This window comes from Microbispora sp. NPDC004025 (genome assembly GCF_053604425.1).
Genome location: NZ_JBSGHN010000013.1, coordinates 185,035 through 200,223, shown reverse-complemented (window position 1 = coordinate 200,223; position 15,189 = coordinate 185,035). Strand labels below are relative to the sequence as shown.

Annotated in this window: 10 protein-coding genes; 2 read left to right on the top strand and 8 right to left on the bottom strand. The window is 71.3% G+C overall.

The annotated features are described in order from the left end of the window. Positions 1-12: 12 nt before the first annotated feature. The 5 genes from ACWEQG_RS28860 to ACWEQG_RS28840 form a co-directional block, all read right to left on the bottom strand. Positions 13-540 carry an EF-hand domain-containing protein gene (locus ACWEQG_RS28860; RefSeq protein WP_452289465.1) on the bottom strand — a complete coding sequence of 176 codons (528 nt, stop codon included), beginning with the start codon at positions 538-540 and terminating at the stop codon, positions 13-15. Between the two features lie 163 nt (positions 541-703). After that, positions 704-6,244 carry a metallophosphoesterase gene (locus tag ACWEQG_RS28855; RefSeq protein WP_452289464.1) on the bottom strand — a complete coding sequence of 1,847 codons (5,541 nt, stop codon included), beginning with the start codon at positions 6,242-6,244 and terminating at the stop codon, positions 704-706. A gap of 260 nt (positions 6,245-6,504) precedes the next feature. Beyond that, positions 6,505-7,248, bottom strand: coding sequence for a hypothetical protein (locus ACWEQG_RS28850; protein ID WP_452289462.1), 744 nt, complete (start codon positions 7,246-7,248; stop codon positions 6,505-6,507). Positions 7,249-7,342: 94 nt separating this feature from the next. Beyond that, positions 7,343-10,921 (bottom strand): WD40 repeat domain-containing serine/threonine protein kinase, encoded by a 3,579-nt coding sequence (locus ACWEQG_RS28845; RefSeq protein ID WP_452289460.1) that lies wholly within the window; start codon positions 10,919-10,921, stop codon positions 7,343-7,345. Between the two features lie 143 nt (positions 10,922-11,064). Continuing rightward, the gene (locus tag ACWEQG_RS28840; protein WP_452289459.1) at positions 11,065-11,970 is read right to left on the bottom strand and encodes an alpha/beta fold hydrolase; all 906 of its coding nucleotides are present in this window, start codon (positions 11,968-11,970) and stop codon (positions 11,065-11,067) included. Positions 11,971-12,060: 90 nt separating this feature from the next. On the opposite strand from ACWEQG_RS28840, the gene ACWEQG_RS28835 reads away from it, so the two are divergent. After that, positions 12,061-12,666, top strand: a complete 606-nt coding sequence (locus ACWEQG_RS28835) for a TetR/AcrR family transcriptional regulator (protein WP_452289457.1) — start codon at positions 12,061-12,063, stop codon at positions 12,664-12,666. A 166-nt stretch (positions 12,667-12,832) separates the two neighbouring features. Here ACWEQG_RS28835 and ACWEQG_RS28830 read toward each other — a convergent pair whose 3' ends face one another. Both ACWEQG_RS28830 and soxR read right to left on the bottom strand, forming a co-directional pair. Next, positions 12,833-13,135, bottom strand: coding sequence for a hypothetical protein (locus ACWEQG_RS28830; protein WP_452289455.1), 303 nt, complete (start codon positions 13,133-13,135; stop codon positions 12,833-12,835). Positions 13,136-13,272: 137 nt separating this feature from the next. Further along, a complete protein-coding gene (gene soxR, locus ACWEQG_RS28825) occupies positions 13,273-13,731 on the bottom strand; it encodes a redox-sensitive transcriptional activator SoxR (protein ID WP_452289454.1) in 459 nt (152 codons plus the stop codon). Between the two features lie 84 nt (positions 13,732-13,815). Between soxR and ACWEQG_RS28820 the strand changes: the two genes are divergently transcribed. Next, positions 13,816-14,703, top strand: coding sequence for an NmrA/HSCARG family protein (locus tag ACWEQG_RS28820; RefSeq protein WP_452289452.1), 888 nt, complete (start codon positions 13,816-13,818; stop codon positions 14,701-14,703). A gap of 83 nt (positions 14,704-14,786) precedes the next feature. Here ACWEQG_RS28820 and ACWEQG_RS28815 read toward each other — a convergent pair whose 3' ends face one another. Then, the gene (locus ACWEQG_RS28815; protein WP_452289450.1) at positions 14,787-15,074 is read right to left on the bottom strand and encodes a hypothetical protein; all 288 of its coding nucleotides are present in this window, start codon (positions 15,072-15,074) and stop codon (positions 14,787-14,789) included. Positions 15,075-15,189 lie beyond the last annotated feature (115 nt).

Sequence of the window (15,189 nt, the reverse complement as noted above, 5' to 3'; positions counted from 1 at the left end):
GCGGTGCCGTCGTCACTCCACCAGTGCGCCGAAGACGTAGGTCCCGGGAGCGTCCGGGTCGTCCCCCGCCCAGAACTCCGTCCAGTGGGTGCGGAACTCGTCGCGGGTGAGGTGGCCGTCGCCGTCCAGGTCCAGGCGGGGGAAGACCTCGTCGATCGCCGTCGGCGTCCCGTTCCACGTCTCGATGAGCGCGCCGTACTCCGAACGGGAGATCAGCCCGTCCCCGTCGATGTCGACGGCCTCGAACATCGCGTCGGCGGTGGCGGAGACGGCGTCCGCCCGGTCGCCGAGGCCTTCCACGACGAGGAGCACCTCGTCGATGGTGACGGCGTCGCCGCCGTCCCGGCCGGAGGCGGCCCGGAGCACCGGCCACCAGCCGGTCATGACGGAGGCGAGCCGCTCCGGATCGGCGGATCCGGCGACGGCCGTCCAGCGGCAGGCGAGCGCCTGGAAGTCGGACTCGGTCAGCCGGCCGTCGCCGTCCACGTCCATCGCCCGGAAAACTCCGCTGACCTTCTTCCGCTGGAACTCACTGGCCACATCCGTCTCCGTTCTTCGGGGGACTCCATGCTGCCGAGAGGTCACTTTGGGTGACAGTAGACAATGAGTGACTGTTCCGTTACAGCGATGGCGCCCGAGGCCGGGGCCGCGGGCGCCATGCGTTCGGATCACCGGAGCGTCTGGCACGTCTCCGGCCGGTACGTCACGGAGTGACGGTCACCCGGACCGCCGGGGCCGCGCCGATCCGTACGTCCAGGGTGACCGGCCTGCCGGCGAGGAGGGCGGCTCGGGCCTCGTCCCGGAGGCCGAGCTTCAGATCCCTGGTCCTGCCGGGCTGGAGCGTGACCTTCTTGGTGTCGAGCACCTGGCCGTCATGGGAGACGGCGACCTGCTCCCGGCACTTGTCCGCACCCGCGCAGACCAGGGTGATCGTCACCTGGGCGGGGGCGTTCCCCTTCGTCTTGACCGTGGCGGTGACGGTGTCGTCGAGCACCCTCATCGCCGGGGTTCCGGGCGTGCCCGGGAGGAGCGAGGCGACGTGGCGCGGCGTGTCGCCCGAGGTGTTGAGCGCGAGGGTCGTCCCGTCCGCCCGGTCCGGGAGCACGGTCAGCGTCGCGTCGCCCTGCTCGTCGAGAGCTGCCTCTCCGAGGTAGGCGATGTCGCCCTCGGCCGGAGCCGACGTCGAGGCGCCGGCCTCCAGCAGGAGGAACGACAGCTGCTCGGCCGCCGCCGCGGTCCCGGCGGACACCGTCACGGTGACGGTGCCGTCGTCGTTCACGACCGCCTCATGGCGGATGCCGCCGGTCTCGACGACCTGGGCCGCCGCCGGAACCGCGGCAGTGGACGCCGTGGTGGGTGCGCCGGCGGGCGCGACGGTCCGCGCCGCCCCGGCCTCGGCGCTGGTCTCCGGTGCGACCCCCGATCCGGCCGCCGCCTCGGCGGTGGGCGTCGCCGGCGCCCCGGGTGCGGCCATGCCGCGCAGCACCGGCCGGCCCAGGCCGGCGTCCCACTGCCAGACGCGCTCGAAGTCGAAGCCGAGCTTGCCCGTCCAGAACGCCTGGGTGGCGACCTCGTCCCGGGTCGCGGTGGCGCCGTTCAGCGTGACCGGACCGATCGCGGTCTCGGTCTGTGACTTCGCCTCGACGGTCTCGGCCGCCCAGTTGTTGCTCAGCATGGCGACGTTGTTCGCCAGCACCCGGCCCAGGAAGCGATGCGCCCAGGACGGCGCCGTCACCGCCGGGTTGAGCGCGATCGAGTCGCGGATGGTCGTGCCGGTGTAGCCGTAGCCGGCCACGCCGCCGTCGTTGCGGCTGTCCGCGGTGACGGAGCCGGTGGCGAAGACTCGCTCCGTGGTGGAGCCGGCCAGGGCCACGCCGATCACACCGCCCGCCTCGGTGCCGCGTACGTGCACGTTCGCGGCGGAATAGGCGTCGCGCACGATGCCCTGCGAATCGCCGACGAGACCACCCGCGCGCGAGCCCGCGGTCACGGACCCGGACACCTGCACGCGCTCGACGGTGCCGGTGCTGCTGCCGGCCAGGATGCCGGCGCGAGCGATGGTGGTGTCCACCGTGGCGTCGAGGACCGCGAGGTCGTGGACGTGCCCGGAGATCTGGGTGAACAGACCACCGGTGGTGGAGGTCAGGCCCTTGATCGTGTGGCCCGCGCCGTCGAGTTCGCCCGTGAACGGCCCCGGCAGGCTGGTGAACGGCGTGCCGGTCAGGTCGATGTCGGCGGCGAGCACGTAGTCGTAGGACGGGTGCTTGCCCATCAAGGCCAGGTCCTCGGCGCTGCCGACCTTGTAGAAGCCGCGCTCGTCGGCCGGCAGCCCGGGGGCCGGGACCGGTTCGAGCGTCTCGGGCGCCATCCGCAGGGTCGGGCGTCTGGCGACGTCGTTCCACTGCCAGACGGTCGCGAAGTCCCAGCCACGCTCCTCGTAGAAGGCCTGCCTCTGGATCTCCGCGGGCGCGACCACGTTGCCCTTCTGGTTGTCGGCCGCGGGCGGACCGGTCAGCGACTGCCCGCTGACCGGCACGGACCGGCTGACGTGGTTGTCCTCGAGCGTCGCGGTCTGCCCGGTGTAGACGCGGCCGACGATGGCGTGCGCGTAGCTCGACGCGGAGACGTTCGCGTTCAGCGCGACCGTGTGGCGCACCCGGGTGTCGGTGTAGCCGTAGGCGGCCACACCGCCCGCGGACGCGCCGTTCGCGACGACGGCCCCGGTGGCCAGCACGTTCTCGGTGACCGACCCGCCGACCGAGACGCCGACGACCCCGCCGGCGTACTGGGTCGTGGCGCGCACGTCCACCGTGGAGACACTGTCGCGTACGGTGCCGAAGTGGTGGCCGGTGATGCCTCCGACGTAGCTGTTCGCGGTCAGCGAGCCCTCGACGCGGACGCGCTCAATCGTGCCGTGGTTGGCGTCGGCGACCAGGCCGGCGGTGGAACGGTCGGTGGTGACGTCGCCCTGGACCACCAGGTCCTCGATGGTGCCCTGGTTGTCGGCGAACAGGCCCGGCCCCTGATCGGGCAGGGCGGCCAGCCCGGAGATCCGGTGCCCGTCGCCGTCGAAGACGCCCGTGAAGGTGGTCGTGCGGCCCATCTGGGCGCGGGCCAGGCCGGTCAGGTTCAGGTCGGCGGTCAGCCGGTAGTGCCCGGCCGGGTCGTTGTCGACCTTGGCCAGGTCGTCGGGCGAGTCGATCAGGTACGGCGACTGCTCGCTGCCCTCACCTGCCAGGCCCTCGCGCAGGGTCACGGCAGGCCGGAGCGGCTTCCCCGACCCTAGTGAGTCCCATGTGAAGAGCTTGACCGTGGAGCTCGGGGCCACCGGCAGCGGCGTGCCGAACCGCACGTACTGCTCGCGCCCGCGGTGGTCGAGCGTGACGTCGACGCTGCGCACGTCGAGCATCCGCTGCTGCGCGTTGTCGTACGTCGCGGCCATGACGGCGACCTTGTCCAGGCTGCCCGGGGAGGACAGCAGACCCACGCCCTTCAGCTCACGGTCCTCGATCTCGGCAGAGGAGACCTTCCAGGAGCCGTGCGGTTTGGCGACCGTCACCTCGTCGACCAGGCGCCCGTCGATCGTGTACGTCGACAGCCGCAGTCCGGCGTCGGTCACCGTCAGGACGCCGCCCATCTGGACGTTCTCGTCGAAGACCTTGTCGTCCCACCAGAACTTCTGGTTGTCGTAGAACTTCGGGCCGGACGACCCCATGGTCACGAACGTGGTGCCCGCGGCCTCCTCCACGCGGGTGGTGGCCAGGCGCCCGTCGTAGATCGTGGACCGCTTGTAGACGTGGTCGTGCCCGCCGACGTACAGGTCGACGCCGAGCCGGTCTAGCACGCGCGTGACCTTGTCGCGGTCGATGTCCATGCCGCCGTCGTCGGCGTGCTGGCCGCCGTAGTAGGAGAAGTGCCCCACGACGACGTTCCACGTCGCGTCCGAGGCGCGCACGTCGTCGACCAGCCAGTCGAGCTGCTCGTCGAGGCGCGCGTTGGAGTTCAGCACGGAGAAGTGGACGTCGCCGCGGTCGAAGGAGTAGTTGCTCTCGCCGATCACGCCGTTGCCCGGCAGCGCGAACGTGTTGGTGAAGATCGCACCCGGCTGCCCGCCGACCGCGTCGTAGTCGAGGTCCTCGTAGGTCTCGTGGTTGCCGGCCAGGCCCGCGTACTGCAGGTCGAGCCTGGACAGGAAGGCGTTGTGGATCTCGGCCCACTTCTCGCCCCGGCCGCCGCGGTCCACGAGGTCGCCGACCTGGAGCACCGTGCCGCCGCCCGGCACCTGGCTCTTCAGCCGGTCGAGCACCCGCCCCGGCAGGGTGAGCTCGTCGGCGTCGCCGTCGGGCACCTGCACGTCGCCCAAGATGTAGACCGGCTCGCCCTTGGCGCCGCCGGCGCGGAACCCGCCGCGTACGCCGGTCCAGGCCGGCGTGTCGCCGGCGGCGGGCGCGCGGCCGTCGCGGGCCACGCCGAACCGGAACCGGTAGGTCGTGCCGACCTTCAGCCCGGTCAGCCGGAACTCGTGCGAGCGCAGGGTCTGGCCCGTGATGGAGTGCTGGTAGACCGGCTCGTCGTTGCCGACCGTGTTCACCTCGTACGGCCGGTCGTTCGTGGACGTGAGCACCTCGGCCGTGGACCAGTCGTCCGAGCCCTCGGGCAGGACCTGCGCGTAGACCCGCTCGACGGCGCGGTCGGTGGTGACCGCGACACCGGCGGAGCCGGGCTTGTCGCCCACGGTCGCGTTACTGCCGAAGCGGAAGACGCCCGCGGGGTCCGGCTCCGTCTGGGAGACCCGGACGCGCAGCAGCTCGGCGTTGGTGTTGCCGAGGTCGTCCGTCGCCTTGACGACCACGAACGCGTCGTCGTACGAGCGGATGCGGAAGGCGCCGCCGGAGACCGGCACCTCGCCCGCGGAGTCGAACACCTCGTAGGTCACCGCCGGTCGGGTCCCGGAGTCGTCGGTGGCCGTCGCCAGGGGCAGCGTGACCGTGTCGCCGTACCGCGCCGTGGCGGGGAAGTCGCCCGGGACGGTGATCTTCGGGGCGTAGTTCGCGCCGCGGGTGGTCTTCCCGATCCAGATCGGCGCGGAGACCAGGAAGTTGCCGTCGGCCTGGTCGGCGCGGACGTAGTAGAAGTCGCCGTCCCGGACGTTCAGCTTCGTCTTCAGCGTGAGGTCGTTGCCGCTGATCGCGCCGAAGTCGTGGGCGACGGCGCCGCCGTTCGTGATGAGGCGCGCGGAGGTGAAGGAGTCCCCGGCGTCCGGGTCGGCGAGGCGGAGCTCGACGTCCAGGCCGGTGGTGTCGCCCGGCAGGATCGAGCCCATGAGTTTTCCATTGCCGCCGAACCCGAGGACCGCGTTGGTGTCGCCAGTGGAGTAGAGGCTGCGGTCCCGCATCGCCGCGTACAACGCGTCGAGGGAGTGCTCCTTGGCCCATACTCCGGTGATCGACGGGTTCCCCGACACCCAGGTCGCGGAGTGCTCGTCGCCGTTCCACGTCGGGGCCAGGTGCCAGCCGGCGTCCAGCGCCTTCTGGAACTCGCCCACCGCGTCGGCGGACTTCACCTCGATGAGGTCCATCCGGTCGTCGGCGACGGGGTCGAGGCCCTTGAAGCCGAAGAAGTCGCCCTTGTCCTTGGTGGACGGATGGTTGAACTGGCCGATCGCGTCCGGGTCCTGCTTCAGACGGGCCAGGAACGTGAAGTAGTCGTACTTCATGTCGCCGGTGCCGAACGCGTTGCCGTAGCCGTCGACGCTGCCATTCTCGGTCGCCCGCGCCGTCACGTGCCAGTCGGTGCCGAACACGTTGATGTGGCCGGTGCCGTCGTACCAGGTGTTCTCGATCGACGGAACGGCGATCAGGTCGTCCTGTCCCGCGTTGAATCGGGCGGCGCTCTCGTGGAGGTAACGCCACTCGGCGGAGTCGGCGTCCCGCCAGTCCTCGACGAAGTCGTCGCCGTTGCGGATGTCCCACATGACGTCGTGCTCGGTGACCGCGAAGAAGTCCGCGTCGGTCTCGTCGTGGACATGGTCGTAGGCGTCGGACGGCAGCCGGACGCCGTCGCTCACGGAGGTGTGCGCGTGGAACTCGCCGGTGTACAGGGTCCTGCCGAGGAAGGCCGGCCGATCCTCGCCGGCCGCCGAGGCCGGGGAGGCCGGGGCGCCGATGACCGCGCCGGCCGCGAGTGCGACGGCGGTGATGGCGCCGGGCCAGGTGGATGTGCGTGGTGCGCTGCTGCGCGTCATGTTTCTACCGTTTCAATGGTTCAAGCGTGCCGATCATAGAAATCAGGGCAGGTGAAACGGTCCGCCTCGCACGTGTGTCGTGAACGTGAACGAGCGAATAAACCTGACAAATGTCGCATTTCTGGATTCATTGGGACGGTCGCCGGCGCGGTGGCCACCACCGCCACCGGCGGATCATCAGGCCCGGCGCACCCCATGACACACCGCAGGCGCCCCGGGTGCGGGGAACCGTCCTTTCGGCGCCGCGCCGGGACGGCCCGTCACTGTTCGCCGGGCAGCAGGTACCGCCAGGACAGCACGAAGACGGTCCCCGATCCGGTCCTGAAGAGCGACCGGCCATACTCCTGCCCGGCGGGAACCGCCTTGGTGACGGCACTCGCCGTCTCCCCCTCGACGTCCTTCTGCCAGACCGGGTCCACCACGCCCGAAGGCTCCGGAACGCCCTCGGGCCACGGCGACGGCTCGCCCTCCGCCGACGGGGCCTCGTCGGCGACCAGCCGGACACGGCCGGCGACATAGTCGGCGCCCTCCGCGGCGGCCCGGGTTCCCAGGTCGTCCATCAGCTTCTTCGCGTCCAGCAGCTGCTTCGGGTAGAAGTCCGCGAGCTGTTCCAGAGCCGGGACCCGGACCTCCAGCATCTTCCCGTCCTCCCCCCGTACGGCGAGGACGGTGTCCGGCACGTCCGTCACCGACGGCGCACCCGGCTTCGGCGCGGCAGTCGGCGGCTGCCCACCCAGGTACTCCCGCATCCGCGCGACCACCTCGCCCGTCTCGGCATCGGGGAGCGTCAGCTGCTTGCTCGCGTCGGCGATCACCAGGCCGTCGCCGTACAGCACCACCCTCGGCGGACGCAGCACGTTCATGGTCGCGGTCACGAATCCGCCTTCCGCGCCCCACGAGGCGACCGGCTTCGCCGGCCCGTCGTCAGCCGCGGCCGCCGACGTGTCAGGTTCCACTCCTCCACAGGCCGCGGTCAGCGCCGTCACCGCCATAAGCAGGATCATTCGTAGTCTCATGCCTCACACCACGTAATCACCCTCGCCTCGGTTCAACCCGCGAATCGCCCGGTCGTAGGGCGGGGGTTGCCTGTTTCTTGATCTAAGCGCGACAGACCTCCTGGTAGCCCGGGTCCGTTCCCACGTGCTCGCGCCACTCCTCCCGGGCGAGCGGACGCCCCGCCCGCGCGCACACGGCAGGGACGGCTTTCGCGGGGTCGACCGGCAGCTCCTGGAACGCGCCGTCCTGCCCGACCACGCGGAGGAGTGCGCCGTCGGCCGTGAAAGCGAGCGCGGGCATGGGACCGGCCATCGCATTCGGATCGAACGTGCCGGTGCTCACGGTCCAGCCGGCGCCGAGCTGGCGGCCCGCGACCGCGTCGAACAGCGTCACCCTGGTGTCGTGCGCGACGGCCAGGATCCGTCCGTCGGGCGAGAACTCGGCCCCCACCACGTCTCCCGGCACCCGGAGCACCCGGCCCGTCGTACGCCAGGTGCGGGTGTCCCACAGGGCCACTGCCCTGCTCCCGTACGGCGAGGCGCCCAGCCGGCCTTTCGGCGCCAGCGTCATCCACCTTTTCGCGAGCGTCCCGGGACCTTCCTGTGGCGGAAGCACCCTACGGGCGACGAGGTCGATGACGTCGACGCCCCCTTGATCAGCCGTCACGAGGAACCTGCTGTCGGAGCTGAAGGACAGGGCGCCTCCCGCGACGGCGCCGAACCGCATCACCCGCTCACGCCGCGCGAGGTCGACGATGACGACGCTGCCCTGGCCGTAGTAGTCGCCGGGCAGGGCGTGACTGATGGCGAGCAGGCGGCCGTCGGGGCTCACCTGCATGTCCGCCCTCTCGTGCTCCGAGGTCACGGGCACCTCGCCCAGTTCGCGCCCGGACTTCGCGTCCCAGAGTCGTACGGGGCCCAGGAGGTCGTGTGCGGGGATGGTGACCACGGTGCGTCCGTCGGGGCCGACCCGCAGGATCAGCCCTTTTCCGGCGACGTCGAGCCGCCCGGCCTGTGTGAAGCCGGGGACCGACCATGCGCGCACCGTGTCGCCCGTCAGGGCGAACAGCGCGTCTCCCGAGGCGGTGAACCGCGGGTGCGAAGCATCGGGAGACAGGACACGCCGGGGACCGGTCAGCCGGCTGACGTCGTAGACGGTCACCCGGCCGGCGTCGTCCAGGATGCTCAGCCTGCGATTCCCGGCATCGAGCCGCGGGGATCCGACGATCCCGGAGGCGGCGGTGAGCCGGAGGATCGGGACCGCGTCGTCCAGCCGCCACAGCGTGAGGCGCCCACCCGCGGCGTCCACGAAGGTGATCAGGAAGCGGCCGTCGGGGCTGAAGACGGCGCCGGTGGAGAGCCCGGGGAGGACCCGCCGGTCCCACGTGCCGGTGGACAGGTTCCACAGCCGCGTTCTGGTCCCCTGCACGACGGCCAGCTCACCGTCGGGGCTGAAGGCGAGGACCGGCCCCGCCAGGGCGCGGGGAAGACGCTTGCCCGCCGGAGTTCCCCCGTCGGGGAACTCCCGCAGTGCTCCGTTGACGATGCCGAAGCGGTCGTCCGGTGCGAGCCGCGCGTCGCCCGCCCCGCCCTCGTTCTCCAGCGCCCCCCGTGCCACGTTCCACAGCGCGACGTACGGCCCGCCGAGGTTGTCCCGTAGGACGATGTAGCCCCCGCCGGGGCTGAATTCCATGCTTTCCGGGCGGCCGTCGTCGCCTTTCATCTCCTCCGGCCCCCACCGGCCCCCGCCCAGCCGCTTGCCGGTCCGCAGGCTCCACAGTTCCAGCTGTCTGCCCCGCGCGAGCGCCAGCGTGTCACCGTCAGGGCCCATCGCGGCGGTGACGGGCGCCTCGCCGATCCCGCCGAAGGTCCTGACCTGCCGTCCCGTCACCACGTCGTAGGCCGTCACCCGCCCGGCGCCGGCGCTGACCAGCGTCCGTCCGTCGGGGCTCAGCGCCCGTCCCTCGTTGGCCGGGGCGGGATCCGTGAAGACCGACTGCTCCCGCTGGGCGAGCGAGCTCAGCACCGCGGACGCGCTCTCGGGGACCGGCGCGATGCGGTAGGCGGCCACGCTGAGCAGCATCGCCTTCACCGGGTCGATCCCGCGCAGTGCGTCCGCCTGCAGGGCCACCCGCCGGGCCGTGGCCTGTGCCCGCGCGTCGGCCAGGTGCCTGCCGGCCTCGTCGCTCCTGACCGACTCCCGCCAGGCGAGGGCGCCGGCGGTGAGCGAGGCGACGAGCAGGACCACCAGACCGATGGTGCTCAGGCGGCGCCGTCTGGTCTGCCGCACCGAGGCGGTCCTGCTCACCTCGACGAACGTCTGCTCGGTGGTGTTCAGCGTCAAGTGCGTGGCGGCCGTCCATTCCAGCGCCTGGCGCAGTGCGGTGCCGCGGAGGAGGTCCTCCGGGCGGCGGCCGTTCCGCGCCCATCGCCGGGCGGACTCGCCCAGCTCGCGGTGCCGGCCGAGCGCCTCGCGGTCGACCGTCACCCATTCGTGGAGCCTGGGCCAGGCGTACAGCAGAGCGGCGTTCCCGATGGCGACCGCGTCTCCCTGGCGGCGGACCACCTTGGCCTGCTCGAACGCGGCGAGCACCCGCTCGGCGTGCCGCACCTCGACCAGCTCGTCGAGGGCGGCGGCGCGCGGCGCCTCGTCGCTGTCGCGGACGTCCACCAGGCGCAGCAGCAGGTCGCGCGCCACCTGGCGCTCGGACGGCGGCAGCCCGGCGTAGCACTGCTCGGCCACCGCGCCGAGCGTCGGCTCGTCGCCCGGCGCGCCGGGCGGCCGTACGTCGGCGGCGGCCTTGGCGCCCTCGGCCAGCGTCGCGCGACCGCCGCCGTCTCCACCACCGCCGTCTCCACCACCGCCGCCGTCGTCACCACCACCGGCGAGCAGCGCCAGCAGCAGGCGCTCCGCGGACGGCCGCGCCGCCGGGTCCTTCGTCAGAGCGGCGCGAACCAGCTCCCGCAGCCTTTCCGGCAGGACATCGACGTCGGGGTCGTAATTGAGCAGCCGGTTGATGACCGCGAACGTCGTCGGGGCGGTGAACGCGTCGCGTCCGGTCGCGGCGAACAGGACCACCGCGCCCCAGGCGAACACGTCGGCCGCCGGCTCGGCGCGTCCTCCGGAGAACAGCTCCGGCGCCATGTACGTCGGGGTGCCCGCCAGCTCCCCCATCGAGGTCAACGACAAACCCGCGGCCCGGGCGACGCCGAAGTCGATCACGCGTGGCCCGTCGGGCCCCAGCAGGACGTTCTCCGGCTTGAGATCGCGGTGCACCACGTCCGCCTGGTGGATGGCGGCCAGCGCGGTGGCGATGCCCACCGCCAGCCGGTGCAGCGGGTCACCCGAGAGCGGTGCCTCCTCCCGCACCGCGGCGCGCAGGCTCGGACCGGGGACGAACTCGGTGACGATGTAGGGGCGTTCGCCATCGAGGTCGTGATCCAGGATCCGGGCCGTGCAGAACGACGCCACCTGCCGTGCCGCCGTGACCTCCCGGGTGAAGCGGCGGCGCAGCGGGGAGTCGCCGGACAGGTAGGCGTGCAGGACCTTGACCGCCACGCGGTTGGCCACCTCGTCGTAGCCCTCGTAGACGACGCCCTGGCCGCCCGAGCCGAGTCTGCCGGCCAGCCGATAGCGGCCCAGCATCACCGGGTCCCCCGGGCGCAGCGCGTCTGCCGTCATGGTTCCTTAGATGGCCGCTGACCGGACCTGGTTCGGCGGCGGGCCTCGACCCCTCTTCCGCGCGGGCGGTCGCCCAGCGCGGTGGAGATCGCGACCGTAGTAGCCGCCCGGCCCGCTGATCACCTCAGGGGATCGCCCGCTTCTCAGTCGGGGGCCGGCAGCGTACGGCCGGCCAGAGCGCAGAGCTCGTCGGCTATGGCGGGCCAGAGCTCGCGCGGAAGGTTGTGGCCCATGCCCGGATAGAGGACGAGGCGGGCGCCGGGAACGGCGGCCGCGATCTCCTTGGCCGCGCGCGGCCGGATCATGGGATCGTCCTCGCCGTGGATGACCAGGGTGGGCACGTCTATCGTGGCCAGCCGAGGCAGCAGATCACCGGTCGCCCCGGCCGCGGCGGACTGGCGCATCTCCCCGCCCGCGGCGCCGGAGTCGCGCTCGTAGGACACTCCCGCGGCGTGCCGCCACCATGCCTCGTCGAGCGGATAGCCGGGCGATCCGAGGATGCGCATCGCGTCGACGACGCGCTGGACGGCCCCCTCCCGCCCGGCGGGGTACCTCCTGAGACCCTGGCTGAGCATCAGCCTGAGCACGGTGGACATGTTCACCCTGCCGCGCCTGTAGCCGGCGTAGCTGGAGGAGACCGTGAGGGTGCGCACCCTCTCGGGGTGCCGGAGCGCGGTGAGCTGGGCGATGGCGCCGCCCAGCGACGCCCCGAAGAGGTGCGCGCTGCTCCAGCCGAGCGCGTCCATCACCGCGACGGCGTCGTCGGACATGTCCTCCAGCCGGTACGCCGCCGCTCTGCCGGCCCTGAACCAGTCCTTGGCCAGGCCCGGCCGCCCGGACTCGGAGAAGTGGGTCGACAGGCCGGCGTCGCGGTTGTCGAACCTGGCCACGGCGAATCCGCGATCGGCCAGCATGGCGCACAGGTCGTCGGGCCACATCACCATCTGCAGGGCCGTACCCATGATCAGCAGTAGCGGTTCGCCATCCGGCGATCCGAACGTCTCGTAAGCGATCTCCACCGCACCGTGGCGCGTCGTCCGGATGGGCATGGTCCTCCTCGAGCAGGATTACAATGCACTCGCATCGTAAAAGCGGCACAGGCAGATTGCAATGCGACTGCATTGAGAAATTGGACCGGCATGCCCAAACAGGTGGATCACCAGGCTCGGCGCAGGCAGATAGCGGACGCGCTGCTGCGGATCATCGATCGCGAGGGAATGGAAGGCGTCAGCCTGCGACACGTGGCGGCGGAGGCCGGTGTCTCCATGGGCAGGATCCAGCACTACTTCGCCACCAAGGATCAGATGATGATTTTCGCGCTGATCCACGTACACGAGCGCATCTACCAGCGGGTCAACGCCTGCCTCGACCCCCGCTCACCCCGTGATCTCGTCCGTAGCGCGATCATCGAGATGCTGCCCCTCGACGACGAGCGGCGCACCGAGGCCCGGATCGCGCTGGCGTTCCTCGCCCGGTCGGCGGTCGAGCCGGTGTACGCCGCGACCCTGCGCGAGGGATACCCCTACCACGCCGTTTTCTTCGCGGAGCAGATCCGGCGCGCTCAGCAGAACGGCGAGGCTCCGGCCGATCTGGTCCCCGAGCGAGAGGCCGTGATCCTTTTCGCCATCACCCAGGGGCTGGTCAATCCGACCCTGATCGGCCACTACACCGAGGAGACCGTCGTCGACGCCGTCGACCGCCACCTGGACCGCATCTTCCCCGGCACAGGACGCCCCGGAGCGTGACCGCCCGTCACGTTCGGGCTGCTGGAACCACCTCCGGAGTCGACGCCCGAGCGCGCAGGCACCGCTTCACACGGCGCCTGCGCCTACGGCTCCTACACCGACCATGCGGAACCGGACGTCACGCCCGGCTCGCGGCCGTCTCCCGTATGCCTGTCGTCCCGCCGGCTCAGCGGTTGGTCCACAGGTGCCAGAACCAGTCGCCCTCGGAGCACGTGTAGTGCTCCCAGTGGCCTCGATCGATCCCTCCCTGGCCCGCCGCCACGCACTTGGAGTGGCTCGTGTACCAGGTGCGGTACACATCGTCTCCGGCGGGCAGCCGGGGAGCGCCGTTCTGCGCGGCTACACCGTGCGGCGGTTGCGCCGGCAGGGTGGCCGCCGTGGCCGGCAGGCCGACGGCGCCGACCGTCAGGACCAGGGCGGCGGTACCAGCCAGGCGGCGGGCGAGAGCGGGAACGCTGGACAGCGTCAAGAAAGCCTCCTCGGCAGTTGTGGTGGTCACCCCAGATCCTGGTACTACTTTCCGTGTCGCCACAACTACCCGGAGTGACACAGTCAACTGTCGGCCGGACCGGGCCGGTGCGCGCCCGGGACGGGCGCAGGCGCCGGTTATCGCCTTGGCGGCAGGCGTCGCGCGCCCGGACCTTCGCGTCCCAGCACGTCGCGTGGATTGGTCAGATGGCAGGACCGCAGCGACAGGCAGCCGCATCCGATGCACTCGGTGAGGTCGTCGCGGAGCGCCCGCAGGTGCGCGATGCGTGCGTCGAGCTCGGTTCGCCAGCTCGCGGACAGGCGAGCCCAGTCGTCGGGGGTCGGAGTGCGCTCACTCGGGAGTTGACCCAGGGCCTCCCGGATCGCCGCGAGCGAGATCCCGACGTGTTGGGATGCCCGGATGAAGGCGACCCGGCGCAGCGTGTCGCGGCTGTATCGCCGCTGGTTGCTCGACGTCCGGGTACTACGGATGAGGCCTTGGCGTTCGTAGAAGTGCAGCGCGGAGATCGCGACGCCGCTGCGGTCCGCGACTTGTCCGACGGTGAGTTCATGGAACGTGGTGCGGGCCCGAGACACGGGCCGACCCTAACACTTGACCTCAACCAAGGTTGAGGCCAAAGGATCGGCGCTGTCCACGAGTCGCCGCGAAGGAGCTTTTTCATGGCCACTGTTCTCGTCATCGGCGCCACCGGGAAGCAAGGCGGCGCCGTCGCCGAGCTGCTGCTCGGCCACGGCCACGAGGTCATCGCCTACGTCCGGTCGCCCGAGGCGCCGTCCGCGCGGGCATTGTCCGCTGCCGGAGTCCGGCTCGTCCCCGGCGACCTGGCCGATCCGGAGGCCCTCGCCGGCGCCGCCCGGGGCGTCGATGCGATCTTCGGCCTCTCGGTGCCGTTCGGATCCGGCGGGAAGGACGAGGAGGTTGCCCAGGGCCGCCTCCTGGTCGATGTCGCGATGCGCGCCGGCGCGCACCTGGTGTACTCCTCGGTCCGCGGCGCCGACCGGCTCACGGCGACCGACATCGACCATGCCGACAGCAAGCAGCTTGTCGAGGCGTATCTGCGAGAGCAGGAGGTACGGGCGACCGTCCTGGGGCCCGTGTACTTCATGGAGAACGTCTTCAACGTCGGCTTCAGCCGCCTCGGTGACGGCGTCCTGGCCAACCCGCTGTCCGCGGCCAAGCCGCTGGACCAGGTGACCGTCCGAGACATCGCCGGCCTCGCCGTACACGCCATCGAGCACCCGGACCGGTTCGTCGGCGAGCGGATCGACGTCGTTTCCGACCGGGTGACCGGCGAGGAGGCGGCCCGAATTCTCAGCGATGTCCTCGGCCGCGAGATCCCGTACTACCGACTGCCGTTGGACCAGGTCCGCCAGTGGGCCGGCGACGAGATCGCCGACATGTTCCAACGGTTCGAGGAGAACACCGACTTCCTCGACGTCGACGGGCTGCACGCCACGTACCCGGACGTGGCCTGGCACAGCTACGCCCAGTGGGCCCGGACGGTCGACTGGGACGCCGTCCTGGCAGGCCGGACGATGGCGCGATAACCCGCGCTCAGACGGGGTCGGTGGCCAGATGACGAGGGGTCGTCGCCGTCCGAGTCGCCTGCTCGGCGAAGGCTTCAGGCCGCCTACCGGACTCGATCGCGTCGGCGAGAGCCCGAGTCCAGGACGTCCCACCGCCACTCCGGCGGGGTGAACCGCGTCGAGTACCCGTCGTCCTCGTGCACCGCTGCCTCGGTGTTGGCGGCCAGGGCAGGCGGGAGGATCTTGACGTCGTCCAGGTAGAAGAGATGAAAGGCCGCGCTGTACAGCCGCTCGCCTGGACACGCCGCTGCAAGGTCCCTCAGGATGCGGCATCCGTTGTCATGCCATGCCCTCTCGAAGGCGCCCCAGTCGAGCTGATCAGGCCAGCCCATACGCACAGGCAACCGGCGACACAGCCAAGGCAGGGTGGCACCCGGCCAGGTCTTCGCAGAGATTCTGCCGCTGAGAACTCTCATCGGCCAGCGTCTACTGATATACTAATCTGGA